Raw genomic sequence first — 17,099 nt, forward strand, 5'->3', positions numbered from 1 at the left:
ACTCTTCGAAAATCAAATTCAAAACGTGTCAACGTCGCCTTGCCGTACTCAAGTACAGCCTGCGGCTAGTTTCCTATTTTGCTCTTTGATTTTCATTTAGTATAAAATACTACGCAAAAACTCTCTGTCACGGACAAAGAGTCTTTTTTATTTCTCTAACAATAAATCTTTCAACGAAATCAAAGTGACTGCAATTAAAATCATTGCCATACCAAGAAAATCAATAGGATAAAATTGTTCATTCATAATTAGGAAAGCAAAGAAAACCGCCGAGATTGGTTCAATTGAAGCCAACAAACTTGACTTAACCGGCCCAATCAGACTGGCTCCTTTTAGAAAGGCTGTATAGGCAAAGACAGTCCCGATAAGGATAATACCTGCAAAAGCAAGGAGAAAATCAAGACTTGTTGGGATAGCAGTCTGTAGAACTCCTGTAAAAGGAAGGGCGACCAAACCTGCTATGACCATTCCCACACCAATGACCAAACTGCTCCCCCACTTCTTAATCAAGGCTATGGGCAAAATGATATAAAGTGCGTAAGTCAGAGCAGAAAAGAGACCCCAGAACAGACCTGCAGGTGTCATAGATAACTGGTCCAACTGCCCATGAGTTGCGATCAGGAAGGTTCCTCCGATAGCTAATATGATAGAAACAATCTCTCCTAGTGTCGGCGCCACCTTATCCTTGATACAGCTATAAATCAAAATCCCGACAGGACAAACGTACTGAAGCACCGTCGCAGTTCCTGCATTGGTTTCCTGAATAGCAGTTAGATAGGCGAATTGGTTGAGGAAGAGACCAATCAGAGCAAAAATAAGAAGAGACAGCAAGCTCTTTCTATCCTTTAAAAAGGCCAGCATTTTATCCTTTGCAGTAGCATAAGCCAAGAGCATGAGAATTCCACCAGCGATTAAAAGACGCAAGTTGGTCAAAACCAGAGCCGAAATTCCGTGTGCCATCAGGTATTGGCCACTCGTTCCTGACAAGCCCCAAGCAATCCCAGCCACAACTGTTAATAGAGTCCCTTTTAAACTATTTGACATGTCTCTCCTTACTCTTCTTTGCGAATCAAGTCCATCACTTGATTGCGGTCTACAATCCATTGAGCCCTCTCATCCTTTTCATAGGTACGATTCGATAGGAAAATGACCGCTTCTTGCTTCTGACGATTCCACATGATAAAGGTACCTGTATAGCCCGTATGGTCTAGCCAATCTCCTTCCAAATTCCATGCTAAAGAACGTTCCTTGTCATCCAAAGGAGAAAAATTTTGACTCAAATTTCTTGCAAAATCATCTGCTAAATAGTGTTCTAAAAAGATTTGTAAATCCTTTACTGTCGAAAATAAACCGGCACTACCAGCGTGTCTGCCCAAAAGGCGAGCCTTGGGATCATGTACCAGACCTGCCTCTACACCTCTGACTGTTGGAACAGCAAACTCAACAGGACCAAATTGGGTTTCCGTCATTCCCCAAGGTTTAAAAACTTGCTCCTGTAAAATCACATCCAAATCTTGATTAAAGATTCTTTCCAAAATAAAACCTAAAAGCAAAAAATGAACATCCGAATAAAGAAAGGCAGGCTGACTTCGTCTGTTGAGATGAAACATGGCTTCCTTTAATTCTGAGGCTGTTAAAAGATCACGATTGGGAATAAAAGGATCAAGATCTGTAGCATGAGTCAAGAGCTGGCGAATAGTGATGTCTGGATAATCACTCTCAGCTAAAAAATCTGTTACAGGCCTATCAATATCTAATTGACCTTTTTCCCACAAAAAGGTAAAAACTGTACCAACCCCAACAACCTTGCTGACACTGGCTAGGTCATAAACTAGTCCTGCATCTGTCTGCAAGCCATGCTCTGGGTCACTCTGTCCTAAATAGCACTCCGTCCATTGATTGTCCTTAAAATACGCAAAAGAGGCTCCGGGATAAATCCCTGCCTCGATTTGTTCTTCTATTTTTTTAATAATCTTGGTCCACTTCATACTTCTTCAAACCACAATTCAACATTATTTCGATCTTTTCCAAGGAAGAATTTTTCAGACTTAGGAATAAAATATTCGGTAGACTCAAACTTCTGGCTAAGACTTGCTATATCTAGTTCATTGACCAGAAACTTGAGCATAGACAAGTCCCAAGTAACTGTATTGTCCACAGTCAAATCTTGCCCCTGAGCTGGGATAAAATCAAGGGATGCCCCAATTTCAGATGATTCCAAGAAACTTTCGATATCAGTTGGGAGATGTAATTCCATAGAAATATCAAATTTACTCAAAGAACTTGATTCCAAATCTGTTTGAAATTCAGGCTTTTCTTCTACTTCTACTAGACTAGCTCTATCATCTTCCGCATGAATCAAAATCAAATCATCTTCTGGAGAGAAAATTTCAAAAGCATAGCCATTTTGACCTTTATATAATCGATGAATCGAATCTATTTTAGATAAGAGTCCTTCGATTTCCATGGAATTTTCCACCTTGACAACCAATCTAGCTAGTTTTTTTCTTCCCTCTACCTTACGAGTACGCATACTTGGAGCTTCTTCTAAAACCAGCTTTTCAAGACCCGTTTGATCCCCTAATGACAAAAAGGCTGACTCTTCTAACAAGGCCTTCATGCCGAGGGTTTCGATATAAAATGTTTCATTTAATTTTCTATTATTAACTTTTAAAGTAGGAATAATCCGTACAATCTGATTTACATTCATAAATTCCTCCAACTCTTTTATTTTAAAGGATTTTAGAATTTTTTACAAGATATTATGCTCAAATTTACCGATTTTTCATAAAAATTTCATCTAAAAAACCGAGGCTTTCCTCGGTTTCAATTTCTTATAGGTAAAGGAATTTGAAGATAGCTACTGCCGCAATTGCTGCTGCGATAGGTGCTACTACCGGTACCCAAGAATACCACCATTTTGAATCACCTTTGTGCTCACCAAGAACTGATTTTGGAAGGAAAGCATGAAGGAGACGTGGTCCCAAGTCACGGGCTGGGTTCAAGGCAGGTCCTGTAGGTCCACCAAGTGATGTTACCAAAGCCATAACAAGGAAACCAAGTGCCAAGTGAGCTACTGAAAGTCCTGAAGCAGTGTGTGGAGCAACCTGTGCTTTAATAGCCAAGTCAGAAAAATCAACTGTTTGTCCTGCTTGTGTTGCCATTTGTTTCATGTATTGAAGCACTTCAGCACCAAAGAAGTTTTTAGTCAAACCAAGAGCTGCAAAGAACAAAACAAATGAACCAACAAACTCGTTAATCAAACCATTGACAGTTGCTGCATAGCGACTTTCTTTTGTACCATGGTCAATACTTGAAATAGTTGAGAAAGTTCCCAAGATGTTATTTGGGTTTTCAGTTTTCAAGTAGAATGGACGGTGTGTTGCCACAACTAAGGCTTGACCAAAGATAGCCCCCAATACTTGCGCGATAATGTAAGGTACCACTTGTGCCCAAGGGAAAAGACCGCTAACTGCAAGTCCTAGAGTGAAGGCAGGGTTGATGTGGTTCCCAGATACGTTACCAAACATTAAGGCTGGGATCATAACCCCCATACCATAACCAACAGCGATGACGATCCAGCCACTTTGGTGACCTTTCGTACCTTTAAGTTCAACGTTGGCAACTGCACCATTCCCAAGAATGATCAAAATGGCAGTTCCCAAAAATTCAGTGGCATACTTCAGTGCCCATGTGAAATCCATTTGCTAGATTCTCCTTAAAATTTTTTAGATAATTCTTATTCTATCAATTTTTATATCTTTTAGCAACTACTTTCCCAAAAGATTATATAAAAAAGCGATTTTATTTATTGTAATACTCAATGAAAATCAAAGAGCAAACTAGGAAGTTAGCCGCAGGCTACTCAAAACACCGTTTTGAGGTTGTAGATNNGTCAGTAACCATACCTACGATAAGGCGACGCTGACGTGGTTTGAAGAGATTTTCGAAGAGTATAAAAAAGCAAAAGGATTAAGGGAGTGAATTTCCTTAATCCGAGAGTTCTTATTCTTGACGTTGTCCGAAATCTGCAATCATCTGCTCCATTTCTTGTCGACTCGGAGTTGTCAGCATATACAGGTAATCTCCTTGAAGTTCTGAAAAGGCCGCTGGCATGATTTTCTTAACCTTGAACTGATGGCTGTATTTGGCAAGCAAGTCCTCCTCAGAATAGACATAATGGGCATTTGCACGACGTGATGTAGCCAAACAATACTGAGATGCAAATTCTGACGCTGGGAACTCCTCTCCTGCAACAATATCTGCATAGCCACGATAGAGGTCTAAAGAATGCGCAAAGTTATAAACATCGATAGTGAAACCACCTGCAGGGCGGTTATTGTACTCAATAGCGATAAAATCGTCTCCCTCACGGAAGAACTCAATATGGAAGAAACGTTCTTTCATCCCAAATTCCTTAACAATAGCCTCACCATACTTGCGCAGTTTGAGGTCCATATCCTTGAGCACATAGTAAGAATTGTCCATCTTGTACATCATGAGATCAAGCGGTGTATAGGCGTAGTCAAAGGTCGTTGAAAAGACAATCTTTCCATCCTTGTCCACAAGACCATCAAAGGTACAAATTTCACTGGAAGTGACAAATTTCTCAAAGAAATAAACGGTCGAATGGTCCCATTCTCGCTTGAAGTGATTGATATCGTTTTCTGTCTCAAGCTTAAAGGTTGCGGCTGCTCCCACTCCATTATTAGGTTTGGCAATCATTGGAAGACCGATTTCTTTCACTGCTTGATCAACATCTGCTTCCGTCTTGATAACAGCTCCAGGTACCACAGGAACACCTGCTTTTTTGAAAAGTTTCTTCATTTCAGACTTAAATTTAGTCTTTTTGAGATCCTCTGGTTTGGCACCAAAAATATTAAATTGTTCTCTGAGTGCTGCGTCCAACTCAAGCCAATATTCATTGTGGGACTCGATGCGGTCAATTGGGCCATGTTTATAAAAGAGAAAAGCAACTGCTCGTTTGACTTCGTCTATGTTCTCAAGATTGTCTACACGGAAATACTCGGTCAAGCTATTGCGCAAGGGCTCATCCAATTGCTCGTAAGGTTCTTGACCAATTCCCAAGACTGTGATGCCTTTATTGGCTAGTTCGATAGTAAACTGTTGAAAATTTTGCGGATAATAGGGAGAAATAACAAGGTAATTCATAGGTAGCTCCTTTTATAAATAGAGATTGCCGAGGAAATAAGGTATTTGTTTGCGCCACCATTCCCAGTCGTGAGCGACATCGTGTCCCCATTCAGCAAACCAAGCTGGAATTTGTTTCTGATCAAAAGCTTCTTTGAGCTTGTAGAAAGATGGTAGACCGTCTTGTTCCCAGGCACCAAGTCCCGTACAAAGCACAATCTCTGCCTGACGGTAACGGTCGATAAACCAGCCATCGTTCTGATTCCAGATATAATCTACTGGCGAGTTTTGGTAAATGGCATCATCATTGTAATAATCGCCGACAAAGAAACGTGCATCGTAAACACCACTAAGAGCGATCACCTTGGTAAAGACATCTGGATGCTGGAGGAAAAAGTTGACTGCATGGTAGGCGCCCATGGAGCAACCTGTCGTCATCATGCCATCAAACCAACCTGTTTTATGCTTGATAAAAGGAATAGCCTCCTCAATCACATAGCGTTCGTAGGCACGGTGCATCTCTGCTTGGTCGTGACCATTTTTCCAAGTGGCCAACCAGCTCTCACTATCTACACTGGATAGGGTAAAGAACTGGACACGACCTTCTTCGATCAAGGAAGCACAGGCATCAATCATGCCAAAATCATAGTATTCGTTGTGACTACCACCTGATGAAGCAAAGACCACAACTGGAATCCCAGCATGTCCATAACGGTTGAGGTACATTTCACGGTTAAGATTGCCACTCCAGTGGCTAAGATGTTCAATATTCATTTCGTTTTTTCCTTTCTTACTTTACCATTTTTCTGCAAAAAATCTCAAACAATCTGGTAAATTTTCCGACCAAGGAATTTCACTATGGATGGCACCAGACTGAACTTTCAGTACAAGATTATCCAGATGAACTCCCCCTGCTATCAAATCATGGTAATAGCGTAGCGACGAGTCGATATAGGCTTGTTTGATATTACCAGCCATCAAGGTCTTGTCTGTATCATCTGCTTCTTCTGTTCCTACATAGATGAAGATGCGCTGGTCAGGCGATAGTTTCTGTCGCTCGATATAACGGTTAAATGCTTCTTGGTGGAGCCAGTTAGCAGATGAAAAGACCCCTAGACAACCAATTTGGTCTTGGTATTCCAAACCGATAAACTGGGTGATATTTCCTCCTAGTGAGGAACCAATCATAGCCGTATGCTGGCGATCAGCTTTGGTACGGTAGGTCTCATCAATAAAAGGCTTGACCACCTCCATCACAAACTCAGCATACTCCACCCCTTTACCACCAAACTGCTGCCCCGGAATAGGAGATTCTTGGAACTTCCAAGCCGCATACTCATTCATCCGCCCCATGCCATCATTGTCAATGGCAACGACAATCATGCGACTGATATCCGGATTTCGTTTAATAGCTGGGATAATCTTCCACGAGTGACCAATAAAAGATTCCTTACTATAAAAGACATTTTGCCCATCATGAAAGTAAACAACAGGATAAGAACGATCCGTATCTTTCTCATAATCTTTAGGAAGAAGAACACGTACACGGCGTTCCTTACCTGTATAAGGAACCTTGAGTTTGTGTTCTTTCATTTTTAAATAAAAGTAGGATTGATTCATTGTCAGAAAACTCTCTATATTCAAAATTTTATCTCATTATATCATAAAAATAGAAAAAAAGTCAGTTTTTCACCTATTTTTAGAGAAAAAACTAACTTTTTTTACTGATTTTCGCTATTCTTTTGGATTTTCTGATTAGAGCAGATTGTCAATCAAGTCATCGACTTCATCTTTTTCGGCTTGAGGTGTAATCTCAGTGATCATAATCCCAGCCACTGCTCGCTCAACCAAGCCTTCAACATCCATACGCGCTTCGTACTGCTCTGCATTCTTAATCTTAGGATTTGTTTTCGGACGGTCAGGTGCAAAAATAGTACAACAGTCTTCAAAAGGCTGGATTGAAATGTCAAAGGTATCAATTTCCTGGGCGATGTCAATGATTTCCAACTTATCCATTGTCACAACTGGACGGATGATGGGAGTGTTGGTCACAGCGTTAATAGCCTGCATACTTTCAAGAGTTTGACTGGCTACTTGACCAAGACTTTCCCCATTGATGATAACTAAACCATTTCGTACCTCACGAATACGGTCAGTAATCCGCATCATAAAACGACGCGTCAAGGTCATGAGGTAGGCTTCTGGCGCCTTGGCCTTAATTTCCTCTTGAATCTCAGTGAAAGGCACCTCGATAAACTGGATATTGCCGCCAAACTTGGTCAATTTACGGGTCAAATCCTGCGCTTTCTTGAGGGCACCGGGACTAGTATATGGTGGACTAGCAAAGTGAACAGCCTCAATATCCACCCCACGCTTAAGAGCAAGATAACCTGCTACAGGTGAATCAATCCCTCCTGACAACATAAGCATCCCTTTACCTGAAGTTCCAACTGGCAAACCACCAGCCCCACGAATAGTTTCATAAGAAAGGTAGGCTGCCTCTTCTCGAATCTCTACTTGGAGATTGATATCAGGACTCTTCATTTGAGCCTGCACATTTGGAATAGCTTCGAATACAGCCCCTCCAAGTGTTTGATTGAGTTCACGACTGTCGAGTTCAAAGTTGTGGTCGCTACGCTTGCTAGAAATCTTAAAGGTCATGCCATCCTTGTAGATATCTTTCATAATCTCTTGGACAGCAGACTTCAGAACTTCTACAGATTTTTCTACCTTATATACTGGAGAAAAATTTTGAATTCCAAAAACTTGTTTGAGCGATTCTGCTACTGCTGTGTAATCAGCTCCATTGAGATAAGCATGGGCACGGTCGCGATCTGCTGTTACCTTAACTTGGGGATAGATAGACAAAACGTCTGAAATATTATTGCGAAGTTTATTGATGAAACGCATACGGTTTTTGCCCTTGGTTGACAACTCACCGTAGCGAATCATTATTTCTGAATACTGCATGAATGCTCCTATCTTACTTTTCTAGTTTGATTGTAAATCAATTTTAACTTGGTCAAAAACTGCTCGACCTGACTCATATCATTTTCAAGGTCTAGACTAAGGCGCACAGCTGACTGGGCCTTATCCTTATCCACTCCCATGGCAATCAGGGTTCCGGCTGGTTTTCCTGCCTTGGACGAACAAGCCGAGGTCGTTGAGATGAAAATATCATAGTCTTCAAAGGCGTGAACAATGACCTCACCACGAACACCCTTGATTCCAAAAGTCAGGATATGAGGGGCAAAGTCTTCCTCATCTGAAAAGACAAATATATCTGGATAATCTAAAAGAGCTTGGCGAATCACTGCCTTCATCTGTCCTGTCTTACTAGTAAAGAAATCTAGCTTTTCCATAGACAAACGGAGAGCCTTGGCTGTCGCTGCAATCCCTGCCACATTTTCAGTTGTCGAGCGATAATCACGCTCCTGACCACCACCTGTTAAAAGAGGGGTAATCTTCTTGCCAGACTTGATATAGACAAATCCAACACCTCGAACTCCGTGAAACTTGTGACTAGAGAAGGTCGCGAAATCCACTCGTTCTGTCAGATACTTTTCAGTCGGAATTTTAGCAAGTGCCTGAACAGCATCAACGTGGAAGGAAATAGTCGGCTGATCTGCCAAGAGTTCTGAAATAGCCTCAATGGGCTGAACAGAGCCGATTTCATTGTTTACAGCCATGATGGAAACGAGGGTCGTATCAGGTCTTATCAAATCTGCTAGAGCTTCAACATCCACAAATCCTTTGTTATCAACTGGAGCAAAATCCACTTCAAATCCTTGACTTTTCAACCAGAGGGCTGACTCTTTGACTGCCGGATGTTCAATGGCTGATACAATGATGTGCTTACCAAACTGAGCCTTTTCAAAGGCCACACCCTTGATGACCCAGTTATCTCCTTCTGTCCCACCAGAAGTAAAGAAGATTTCATCGCTTTTCTTACCGATTAAATCTGCAATCTGTTGACGGGAAGCATCTAAAATTCGTGTTGCCTGGTCTCCCAAACGATGGAGACTAGATGGATTTCCTAAAATTTTTGAAGCCACCTGCATATAGGTTTCAAGGGCTTCAGGATAAGGCTTGGTCGTCGCCGAATTATCAAAGTAAATCATGTTTTCTCACGCTTTCTAAAATCACTCCTTCTATTGTATCATGAAACGGAGCTTGCGACAAGAAAGGGCAATTCCTCTTTTTTTAAGATTTTTTTAAAGAAATGAGGTATAATAAATTTTAATTAAAGGAGAGAATATATGTCTAATTATCGTAGAACTTCAAAACCAAAAACAGAACACATCAAAAAAGGCTTCACGGTCTTTCAAAAAACTGTTGCCACTATCGGTAGTATCCTCGGCTTAATTACCGCAAGTATCACTATCATGAATGCCTTGGATAATAATAAAAATACTAAAAAAGAACCTACGACAAGCCAGACGACAACCATTGTCAAAGAAATTCAAAAGGAATCCCCTCAGGAAAACACTAGTCCTAATAAGGAAAATAACACTTCTCAAGAAAAAACACAACAAGAAGAAACACCAAAATCTAGTGTCAAGGAAGAGAAAAAAGAAGATCAGAAAACATCAACTCAGGATTCTTCCACTCCTACTCCAAGTAAACCTGCCGCTGAAAATGAAAAACAGTCCAATACCCCAACTTCAGAAAGTAAAACTACTCAATAGCCAGTAAAATGAGGCTGGGCAAAAACTAGCTTCCAAATAAAATCACTAAAAAAACGAGCATATCCAACTGATACAATGCTCGTTTTTTTACTATTTTAGAGGTTTTTTTTGGCTCAACCTCTTTTTGATTACTAAAAATTAAAAAATTCCATGGCCTGTTTGAAAAGCAATTCAGTATACTCTGGGTCTTCTTGAGCAATGGTAACTTGATCTTGAATCATTTCCAAGTCATCTGTTATCATGCCATCTGCTCCCAATTGAACTGATTTATCAAAGGACTCTGAACTATTAATGGTCCAAACGTACAATTTCTGATCGGTATTCCAAAGCTTGTTGACAAAATTTTCATCTAAAGTTGAATACTCCATAGTGTAACCTGTAGCCTTGGTTCTTGGAAAAATACTATTGTAAGGTAGGATGAAATAGACTGGAATTTGTGAATCGTAGGCTAACACTTGGTCAATCACATGGTAGTCTAAGGACTGCATTTGGTGACCATTCTGCTTAAGAACAGTTCCATATTTTCCCATAAAGCGTTTCATCATATCTGGGCTATCTTTTCGACTGGTCTTAATCTCAATAAGGAGTTTTTGATGCAATTCATTGGCTTTATTGAGATAGTCATCAAAACTGGACACCTTGCTATGATAACCATTTTCTGAAATATCAAGTTTGGTTAATTCTTTCAAAGTTAGATCCTGTGGATTGGCATTAACTCCTGTCAGGTTCTTGATATTGGCATCATGCATCATGACAAACTGGCCATCTTTTGTTTCCTGAACATCTGTCTCAACGAAATCTGGAGATAACTGAGCGGTTTTTTCTAGTGATTGGACGGTATTTTGCACACCATTCTTATTGGATACTCCCCTATGAGAAATGATTAAAGGTTTATTGGCGACTGGAGCTTCTAAATAAACATAACCCTCAAGAGTGAAAAAGATACAAGCACAGCCCATCACTCCCCATCTCATCCAGTGGTCTTTCTTTCTCCTTGGTGTAATTTCTAGTTCTTCTCCTGTTAAGAAGGAAACAAATTTAATGAGAAAGTAAGTCAAGGCCATATAGTGGAAATTCTTAATCAAGACAAAGTTAAGAATTCCCAGTACAAGAGATTCCTTATGAGTCAGACCATCCATCAGTGCCTGACTTGCTAATATTGGAATCAATAAAAGAATGAAAAATAGGTAGGTTTTGACGATAATCCAGAGTAAGTTCCAAATATAAAACCAGGAGTGCTTTCTTGTCTTTTCTAGACTGTATTTGACTGCTTCTTTGACTGTTTTTTTCTCAAATAAAAGCTGGGGTAGGGCAAACATCAAACGTATTGAAATGTAAAACAGCAACAAGGCTAGAACAGTGATTACCAAACCGACCAACCAGTACTTATCTTCTACATAGGCTACTATGAATTCCGGAATGACAATTTTATTGAGGTAATAAATCTTTAAAATCTTTCGAATCAATGGAAAGAGCATCATGACATAAAAGAAAATAAAGGCCATTTTTGAAATCGTCACTTGCTTCATAAACAAGAAACTTTGACGAAAGACCTTGCGACTGTACTCCAGCAAGGTCCTCCTTTCATGATAGAGGAGATGGCGAGCTCCGATAAAGAGAAGTCCTATCTGGTAATAGGCAATCAGTAAATTAGCAATTACCAAAACAAATAAAGCAAGACTAACAAATGGCGACCCTTTTATAATGGCAAAAATATTGTTGTAGGAAAGAAAGAGATAGCCTGTCTGACGGAGTAACAGTCCAGCAATCCAAGAATTAAGTGGTAACCAGACAAACTCAATCATCATGAATATCAAGAAAAAGAGAAAGAGAATTTTATCTAGATTAAAGTAGATTTTCCTAAAACCTAGATTTTTAGGTTTTTCAGGTTTCATAGGCACTCCTAGTCAAATAATTGAGACAAGTCCAAGCTGCCAAAAGGATTGTTTGATAAGCTACTTTCTGCCTCTAACAATTCTCTAGCTTGATCTGACTCTAGGAAGGACTCGTAAACACGCGCCGTCATCCGAGCATCCTCCAAGCTATTATGGGACTGACCTTGAAATCCAAGAAACGAGGCAACAGCTTGCAATTTGAGATTGGCAATACCATGTAAATCCGAACTGCGACGTTCAAAAGCTTCATCATACAAATCCACCTTATACTGCTGGCTATAATCTAAACCATGATCCGCTAAAATAGGTAGATCACTTTTAGCAGCATTGTAGCCTACCATGGGTAAAGAACCCACAAACTCTTGGAATTCTTTTATGACTTCCTCCACTGGAGGAGCATCTTTTAAGGTCTCGGCTGTAATCCCAGTCAAACCATTGATAAAACTTTTTAGAGGCACACTAGTATGGACATAGGAATCATAGGCGTCGATTTCCCGACCATCTCTAAAACGCACTGCCGATACTTGAATCAAGTGTGTTTGTCCTTCATGCTGATTAAATTCTAAGTCAAAAGCAATGTAATCTTCTAATCGTTCCATTTTCTACCTCTCCTATACTGTTATTTTATACTCTTCGAAAATCAAATTCAAACTGCGTCAGCTTCGCCTTGCCGTAGATATATGTAACTGACTTCGTCAGTCTTATCTACAACCTCAAAGCAGTGCTTTGAGCAGCCTGCGGCTAGCTTCCTAGTTTGCTCTTTGATTTTCATTGAGTATTAATTGAGCAACTATACTATTTAGATTAGAAATAAAAGAAGCCATTAGGTTAGCATTTAACCTAAACAGCTCCTTGATTATCCTCCAAATAAACGAGCAAAAAAGCCTTTCTTAGTGGATTGGACTTCTTCTTTTGCTTGGTCCAGCTCTAGCTTAAGATTTTCTTGATCCTTCATGGCTTGAAGGGTCAATTGTTGCTGCTGATCGAGTTGTTTGTCTTTCTCAGCAATCTGACGGTCTTTGATACGCATCTGCTCGTCTTTTTCTGATAACTGACGATCCTTGGCTTTTAATTGTTCATAAAGGCGGAGAATTTCTGCATTCTTCTCATCAACCAGAATCTCCATCAGTTCACGTTGCTTGACATCCTCACTGACAGGCTCATCTTCAAAAATCGTTTTTTTATAGATTTCTTCTAGCTTAATCAAGCCACTTCTGGTAACTACTGTTACCCCTTTGTCATTTTTATCTGTGTCTTCTTCTGGTAATTCTTTGACACGGTTATTGATTGCTTGGCGAGATAATCCTAAGACCTCTGCAATCTCACTGACGGTCATTTCAATACTCATAATATCCTCTGAAACGTTTTCTAGCTTTTCTTTACTTAAATCTTATCATAAGCTAGAAAAACTGTCAAATTTCCGCTTAATCTAAGGCCTTCAAAAAGGCTAATAAGACTTGGGCAGAGCGACGTCCAGCTTCGATAATAAACTCATCAAAAGAGATGTTTGCTTCATGGTTGGCATTGTCACTCATAGCTCGGATGACTAAAACTGGAAGATTAAGGGCATGCGCTGCTTGAGCAATAGCTGCTCCCTCCATCTCAACAGCCAAAACATCTGGGAAATGAGATTTAATCGCTTCGATCTTGTCATTTCCTGCAACAAAACTATCTCCTGTAGCAATCAAACCAAGATGCCAGTTTTGATCCAATTGAGATAAACTCTCTTGGATTTTGGCAACAAAGGTTTTGTTTGATTCAAAATAAAGAGGTTGTTGCGCCATTTGTCCATAGGCATAGCCAAAAGCTGTGACATCCACGTCATGAAAGGCTAATTTGTCAGCAATCACAACATCCCCAACAGCAATACCCTCTGCCACTGCTCCAGCTGATCCCGTGTTAATCAAAGCATCCACTTGGAAATGATCAGCCAAAATTGCCACACTCATAGCAGACATGACCTTACCAATTCCACTTTCTACAAGAACGACTTCATGCGAGGCAATGGTGCCTGTATGATAGGTATTGCCTAAAACAACTTGCTCTTGGGCATTTTCTAAATGCTGGACCAAATAAGCCAGTTCTTCTGGCATAGCCGCAATAATTCCTATTTTCATTTCATTTCCTTTTCGATTACAACAGTTTCATTGCTAAGACAAGCAAAATCAAGAGAAAGATGACTGCGAATAAGATTTTATTCAGTTTAGAATTGAAGACATTTCTCTTGGTATTTTCAATGCGACGGCTTTTATGAATAGACGGTTCGACCTGAATCTTCAAGGTTTCCTGGCTAAAGCCATGCCCCTTAGGATTGGCATAACCAAAACGGGAAGAAGAGGTTGGTAAAATCTTAGTCTCCTCATTATCATCTAGCAAAGGAGGACCTGAAATTTTTTCGCCTCTATTAGCTCTTTCAATCATTTCATCCGTTAATAAAGGTTTACCCATACTGACCTCCTCTATTTTTTCTGCAATTCCCAGTATTGAACAGCCATAATGGTCTTGGCATCACAGATATGACCTGATTGGATCAATTCCTTGGCTTCCTCTAAGCTAACTTCAAGGACTTCCAAGGTCTCATCTTCATCCTGCGGACGCGGATTTTCCACTTTCGTCAAATCGCTTGCTCGGTATAGTTTTAATTTTTCATTACAAAAGCCAATGGCTGAGTAAAAATCATACAAGAGTTCTAATTTCCCTGTATAGGCTGTTTCTTCCTCTAATTCTCGAAGAGCTGCTGCTATAGGGTCTGTATTTTCTCCTACTTCCAATTTTCCTGCTGGAATTTCGTAAGAGACAGCCTCAATGGCTTTGCGGTACTGCTTGACCAAGATAAGTTTTTGCTCATCCGTTACTGCTAAAACACAGACAGCTCCATTGTGGAAAATCAAATCCCGTTGGGCAACTCCTTTGCCTTCTGGTAATTCAACCTGATCTTGGACCAGTTTGAATATTGGTCCTTGATAGATTTCTTTTCGACTAAGCGTTTTTTCTTCAAATTCCATGACAGACTCCTACTGATTCTTAGGATGATGAGGAAGGCGAGTTGCATATTCGTCTTTGTTGACCTGACGACCGCGACCAATAGCAATAGCATCCGCCGGCACGTCTTTAGTAATAGTTGAACCAGCACCAACAAGAGAATTGTCACCTAACTCAACTGGCGCAATAATGGTTGAATTCGAACCAACAAAGACATTGTTGCCAATGATTGTCTTGTATTTGTTTTTGCCATCATAGTTGACTGTAATGGTTCCTGCACCGAAATTAACCTTGCTACCCACTTCACAGTTTCCGATATAAGTCAAATGACCAGCCTTGGTATTCTCACCGATAGAAGAACCTTTCACCTCAACAAAGTTTCCAATATGTGCTTGGTTAGCGATACTTGAACCTGGACGAATGTGGGCATACGGACCGACTGTCACGTCGTCTGCAACACTACTTTCCTCAATCATAGAATTGGTAATGATCGCTCCTGCTCCGATAGTGCTATCCACTACATACGTTCCATTTGTCAAAACAGTCTCAGCACCAATCTTCGTTTGCCCCTTCAAGGTAACATTGGCTTCGATTTGAACTTCAGGCGCAATCTCAACATCAATATCGATATAAGTTGCTTCTGGATTGACAAAACTGACCCCATTGACCATGTGCTGATGATTGATTCGACGACGCATAACTGAATCAGCTGTCGCAAGAGCCACACGGTCATTTACCCCAAGACTCTCATCAAAATCTTTCAAAGTATAAGCACCAACTTTTTCACCAGCTTCACGGAAAATGCCAATGACATCTGTAATATAGTATTCACCTTGAGCATTGTTGGTATTGATATTTTTCAAAGCCTCAAACAAACGTTCGTTGTCAAAAACGTAAGTTCCAGTGTTAATTTCCTTGATTTGCTTTTCAAAATCTGTAGCATCCTTCTGCTCAACGATGCAAAGAACCTCAGCATTGTCATTACGAACAATTCGCCCATAACCAAAAGGATTATCTGTTTCAGCAGTCAAGATAGTGGCCACATTTTTATGATTGATGTGGAAATCAATCAAGTTTTTCAAGCTTTCACCTGTGATTAAAGGAGTATCTCCTGCAATGACCAAGGTGTGACCTGACAAACCTTCTAAGATAGGCTCTGTCATCATAACCGCATGACCAGTCCCCAACTGTTCAGATTGAGTCACAAATTCTGTCTGTCCAGCCAAGACCTCCTCAACCAATTCTGCCTTGTGTCCTACAACTGTTACTGTCTTTTCAGGTTGGATAGCTCCCACACTACGGAAAACATGTTCCAGCATAGAAATACCCGCAACCTTGTGCAACACTTTTGGCAAATCAGATTTCATGCGAGTCCCTTTACCCGCTGCTAAAATAATGGCATAATTTGGCATAATCTTCTCTTTTCTGTAGAAATTCCCTTTTATTATACCATATTTCAAATCATTCCGCGCCCTTGAATGAAAAAATGCTCCAAAGTCCTTTCCTTAACCCATTTTTTGAGTATTTTTTTGATTTTTTCCCATTTTTAAGGTAAAATTATGAGATATGAGAAAGAAAATTAATCCGCTTATTTTGTTTGGTTTTTTTGGGATTATGATGTTCATTTTAATCCTGAATCGCCCACTTAATGACAACCAATCGTTTAAAACAAAATCCAATATAGCACAGATTGAAGCACAGGCTTTGAAACACATAGACAAACCGATTATTGACCTCTCTGGCTGGCAGCGTCCTGAGGAAATTAATTACGATACTCTCGCACAAAATATTTCAGGCGCTATTGTTCGTGTTCACAGTGGTGCTCAAACAACAAAAGAAAATGATGCTTCCTTTATCAATGGAATAGACAAGGCCTATAAGAGTCATATCACTGAACTTCAAAAGCGGAATGTCCCAGTTGGGGTCTATGCCTTTGTAGCTGGAAAAAGTGTCCAAGAAATGGAAAAAGCCGCTGAAGTTTTCTACAATGCTGCCTCTCCTTACAGCCCTAGTTACTATTGGCTAGACGTAGAAGACAAAACCATGTCCAATATGAACGAGGGTGTTGAAGCCTTTCGAGCAAAACTAGCATCACTAGGTGCTAAAAACATCGGAATCTACGTTGGGGTCTACTTCATGGAAGAACACAGTATTGATACAGGCAAGTTTACCTCTGTTTGGATTCCGTCCTACGGCTCAGACTCAGGATTTTTGGAAAGCAGTCCTAAAACTGATTTAGATTATGATATTCACCAATACACATCTAAAGGGAAAATTGCCGGCTTTGACCACGATTTGGATATCAACGTCATCTCTCCCTTAAAAAATAAAGAAGAAACCTTTAGAAAAATCTTTTTAAAACCTTAAAAGCATTTGTTTAGCA

18 protein-coding genes are annotated in these 17,099 nt (G+C 40.2%); 2 read left to right on the forward strand and 16 right to left on the reverse strand.

Going from position 1 to position 17,099, the window contains the following annotated elements; genetic code table 11:
• Positions 1-147: 147 nt before the first annotated feature.
• The 9 genes from HT685_RS04190 to HT685_RS04230 form a co-directional block, all read right to left on the reverse strand.
• On the reverse strand, positions 148-1,044 hold the full coding sequence (locus HT685_RS04190; RefSeq protein ID WP_173226493.1) for a DMT family transporter: 897 nt from the start codon (positions 1,042-1,044) through the stop codon (positions 148-150).
• Between the two features lie 8 nt (positions 1,045-1,052).
• Positions 1,053-1,988, reverse strand: a complete 936-nt coding sequence (locus HT685_RS04195; RefSeq protein WP_173226491.1) for a serine hydrolase domain-containing protein — start codon at positions 1,986-1,988, stop codon at positions 1,053-1,055.
• Complete coding sequence (locus HT685_RS04200; RefSeq protein ID WP_173226489.1) at positions 1,985-2,710, reverse strand: CppA N-terminal domain-containing protein; 726 nt, start codon at positions 2,708-2,710, stop codon at positions 1,985-1,987. Before HT685_RS04200 ends, HT685_RS04195 begins: the two co-directional genes overlap by 4 nt.
• A 124-nt stretch (positions 2,711-2,834) precedes the next feature.
• Positions 2,835-3,704, reverse strand: coding sequence for an aquaglyceroporin Gla (gene gla, locus HT685_RS04205; protein ID WP_173226487.1), 870 nt, complete (start codon positions 3,702-3,704; stop codon positions 2,835-2,837).
• A gap of 301 nt (positions 3,705-4,005) precedes the next feature.
• Positions 4,006-5,172 carry an ATP-grasp domain-containing protein gene (locus HT685_RS04210; protein ID WP_173226485.1) on the reverse strand — a complete coding sequence of 389 codons (1,167 nt, stop codon included), beginning with the start codon at positions 5,170-5,172 and terminating at the stop codon, positions 4,006-4,008.
• A gap of 12 nt (positions 5,173-5,184) precedes the next feature.
• Positions 5,185-5,925 (reverse strand): esterase family protein, encoded by a 741-nt coding sequence (locus HT685_RS04215; protein ID WP_173226483.1) that lies wholly within the window; start codon positions 5,923-5,925, stop codon positions 5,185-5,187.
• Between the two features lie 21 nt (positions 5,926-5,946).
• Positions 5,947-6,771 (reverse strand): alpha/beta hydrolase, encoded by an 825-nt coding sequence (locus HT685_RS04220; protein ID WP_120770027.1) that lies wholly within the window; start codon positions 6,769-6,771, stop codon positions 5,947-5,949.
• Between the two features lie 135 nt (positions 6,772-6,906).
• Complete coding sequence (gene thiI / locus HT685_RS04225) at positions 6,907-8,121, reverse strand: tRNA uracil 4-sulfurtransferase ThiI (protein ID WP_173226481.1); 1,215 nt, start codon at positions 8,119-8,121, stop codon at positions 6,907-6,909.
• Positions 8,122-8,129: 8 nt separating this feature from the next.
• Positions 8,130-9,272, reverse strand: a complete 1,143-nt coding sequence (locus tag HT685_RS04230) for a cysteine desulfurase family protein (protein ID WP_173226479.1) — start codon at positions 9,270-9,272, stop codon at positions 8,130-8,132.
• Positions 9,273-9,410: 138 nt separating this feature from the next.
• Here HT685_RS04230 and HT685_RS04235 point away from each other — a divergent pair, with 138 nt between their 5' ends.
• On the forward strand, positions 9,411-9,839 hold the full coding sequence (locus HT685_RS04235) for a DUF6556 family protein (RefSeq protein ID WP_173226477.1): 429 nt from the start codon (positions 9,411-9,413) through the stop codon (positions 9,837-9,839).
• Positions 9,840-9,970: 131 nt separating this feature from the next.
• Here the strand turns inward: HT685_RS04235 and HT685_RS04240 are convergent, their stop codons facing one another.
• From HT685_RS04240 to glmU, 7 genes are all read right to left on the reverse strand, one after another.
• Positions 9,971-11,734 (reverse strand): glycerophosphodiester phosphodiesterase, encoded by a 1,764-nt coding sequence (locus HT685_RS04240; protein ID WP_049524932.1) that lies wholly within the window; start codon positions 11,732-11,734, stop codon positions 9,971-9,973.
• Positions 11,735-11,742: 8 nt separating this feature from the next.
• Positions 11,743-12,333, reverse strand: a complete 591-nt coding sequence (locus HT685_RS04245) for a 3'-5' exonuclease (protein WP_049524933.1) — start codon at positions 12,331-12,333, stop codon at positions 11,743-11,745.
• A gap of 257 nt (positions 12,334-12,590) precedes the next feature.
• Entirely contained in the window at positions 12,591-13,082 is a 492-nt protein-coding gene (rocS, locus tag HT685_RS04250) for a chromosome segregation protein RocS (protein ID WP_000021242.1), read from the reverse strand.
• Between the two features lie 76 nt (positions 13,083-13,158).
• Positions 13,159-13,851, reverse strand: coding sequence for a 5'-methylthioadenosine/adenosylhomocysteine nucleosidase (locus HT685_RS04255; protein WP_173226475.1), 693 nt, complete (start codon positions 13,849-13,851; stop codon positions 13,159-13,161).
• A 16-nt stretch (positions 13,852-13,867) separates the two neighbouring features.
• Positions 13,868-14,182 (reverse strand): cell wall synthase accessory phosphoprotein MacP, encoded by a 315-nt coding sequence (gene macP / locus HT685_RS04260; protein ID WP_000517867.1) that lies wholly within the window; start codon positions 14,180-14,182, stop codon positions 13,868-13,870.
• 11 nt (positions 14,183-14,193) lie between these two features.
• Complete coding sequence (locus HT685_RS04265) at positions 14,194-14,739, reverse strand: NUDIX hydrolase (RefSeq protein WP_125454427.1); 546 nt, start codon at positions 14,737-14,739, stop codon at positions 14,194-14,196.
• Between the two features lie 9 nt (positions 14,740-14,748).
• Positions 14,749-16,128, reverse strand: coding sequence for a bifunctional UDP-N-acetylglucosamine diphosphorylase/glucosamine-1-phosphate N-acetyltransferase GlmU (glmU, locus tag HT685_RS04270; RefSeq protein WP_173226473.1), 1,380 nt, complete (start codon positions 16,126-16,128; stop codon positions 14,749-14,751).
• Between the two features lie 154 nt (positions 16,129-16,282).
• Between glmU and HT685_RS04275 the strand changes: the two genes are divergently transcribed.
• Positions 16,283-17,083: a glycoside hydrolase family 25 protein gene (locus HT685_RS04275; protein WP_173226471.1), complete on the forward strand. Its 801-nt coding sequence runs from the start codon at positions 16,283-16,285 to the stop codon at positions 17,081-17,083.
• Positions 17,084-17,099: the final 16 nt, after the last annotated feature.

The organism is Streptococcus sp. 5004 (assembly GCF_013276755.1).
Classification (GTDB): domain Bacteria; phylum Bacillota; class Bacilli; order Lactobacillales; family Streptococcaceae; genus Streptococcus.

Excerpts from the sequence above, each read along its gene's own strand:
- HT685_RS04190 (WP_173226493.1), bottom strand. The coding sequence starts at position 1,044 with ATGTCAAATAGTTTAAAAGGGACTCTATTAACAGTTGTGGCTGGGATT.
- HT685_RS04195 (WP_173226491.1), bottom strand. The coding sequence starts at position 1,988 with ATGAAGTGGACCAAGATTATTAAAAAAATAGAAGAACAAATCGAGGCA.
- HT685_RS04200 (WP_173226489.1), bottom strand. The coding sequence starts at position 2,710 with ATGAATGTAAATCAGATTGTACGGATTATTCCTACTTTAAAAGTTAAT.
- gla (WP_173226487.1), bottom strand. The coding sequence starts at position 3,704 with ATGGATTTCACATGGGCACTGAAGTATGCCACTGAATTTTTGGGAACT.
- HT685_RS04210 (WP_173226485.1), bottom strand. The coding sequence starts at position 5,172 with ATGAATTACCTTGTTATTTCTCCCTATTATCCGCAAAATTTTCAACAG.
- HT685_RS04215 (WP_173226483.1), bottom strand. The coding sequence starts at position 5,925 with ATGAATATTGAACATCTTAGCCACTGGAGTGGCAATCTTAACCGTGAA.
- HT685_RS04220 (WP_120770027.1), bottom strand. The coding sequence starts at position 6,771 with ATGAATCAATCCTACTTTTATTTAAAAATGAAAGAACACAAACTCAAG.
- thiI (WP_173226481.1), bottom strand. The coding sequence starts at position 8,121 with ATGCAGTATTCAGAAATAATGATTCGCTACGGTGAGTTGTCAACCAAG.
- HT685_RS04230 (WP_173226479.1), bottom strand. The coding sequence starts at position 9,272 with ATGATTTACTTTGATAATTCGGCGACGACCAAGCCTTATCCTGAAGCC.
- HT685_RS04235 (WP_173226477.1), top strand. The coding sequence starts at position 9,411 with ATGTCTAATTATCGTAGAACTTCAAAACCAAAAACAGAACACATCAAA.
- HT685_RS04240 (WP_049524932.1), bottom strand. The coding sequence starts at position 11,734 with ATGAAACCTGAAAAACCTAAAAATCTAGGTTTTAGGAAAATCTACTTT.
- HT685_RS04245 (WP_049524933.1), bottom strand. The coding sequence starts at position 12,333 with ATGGAACGATTAGAAGATTACATTGCTTTTGACTTAGAATTTAATCAG.
- rocS (WP_000021242.1), bottom strand. The coding sequence starts at position 13,082 with ATGAGTATTGAAATGACCGTCAGTGAGATTGCAGAGGTCTTAGGATTA.
- HT685_RS04255 (WP_173226475.1), bottom strand. The coding sequence starts at position 13,851 with ATGAAAATAGGAATTATTGCGGCTATGCCAGAAGAACTGGCTTATTTG.
- macP (WP_000517867.1), bottom strand. The coding sequence starts at position 14,182 with ATGGGTAAACCTTTATTAACGGATGAAATGATTGAAAGAGCTAATAGA.
- HT685_RS04265 (WP_125454427.1), bottom strand. The coding sequence starts at position 14,739 with ATGGAATTTGAAGAAAAAACGCTTAGTCGAAAAGAAATCTATCAAGGA.
- glmU (WP_173226473.1), bottom strand. The coding sequence starts at position 16,128 with ATGCCAAATTATGCCATTATTTTAGCAGCGGGTAAAGGGACTCGCATG.
- HT685_RS04275 (WP_173226471.1), top strand. The coding sequence starts at position 16,283 with ATGAGAAAGAAAATTAATCCGCTTATTTTGTTTGGTTTTTTTGGGATT.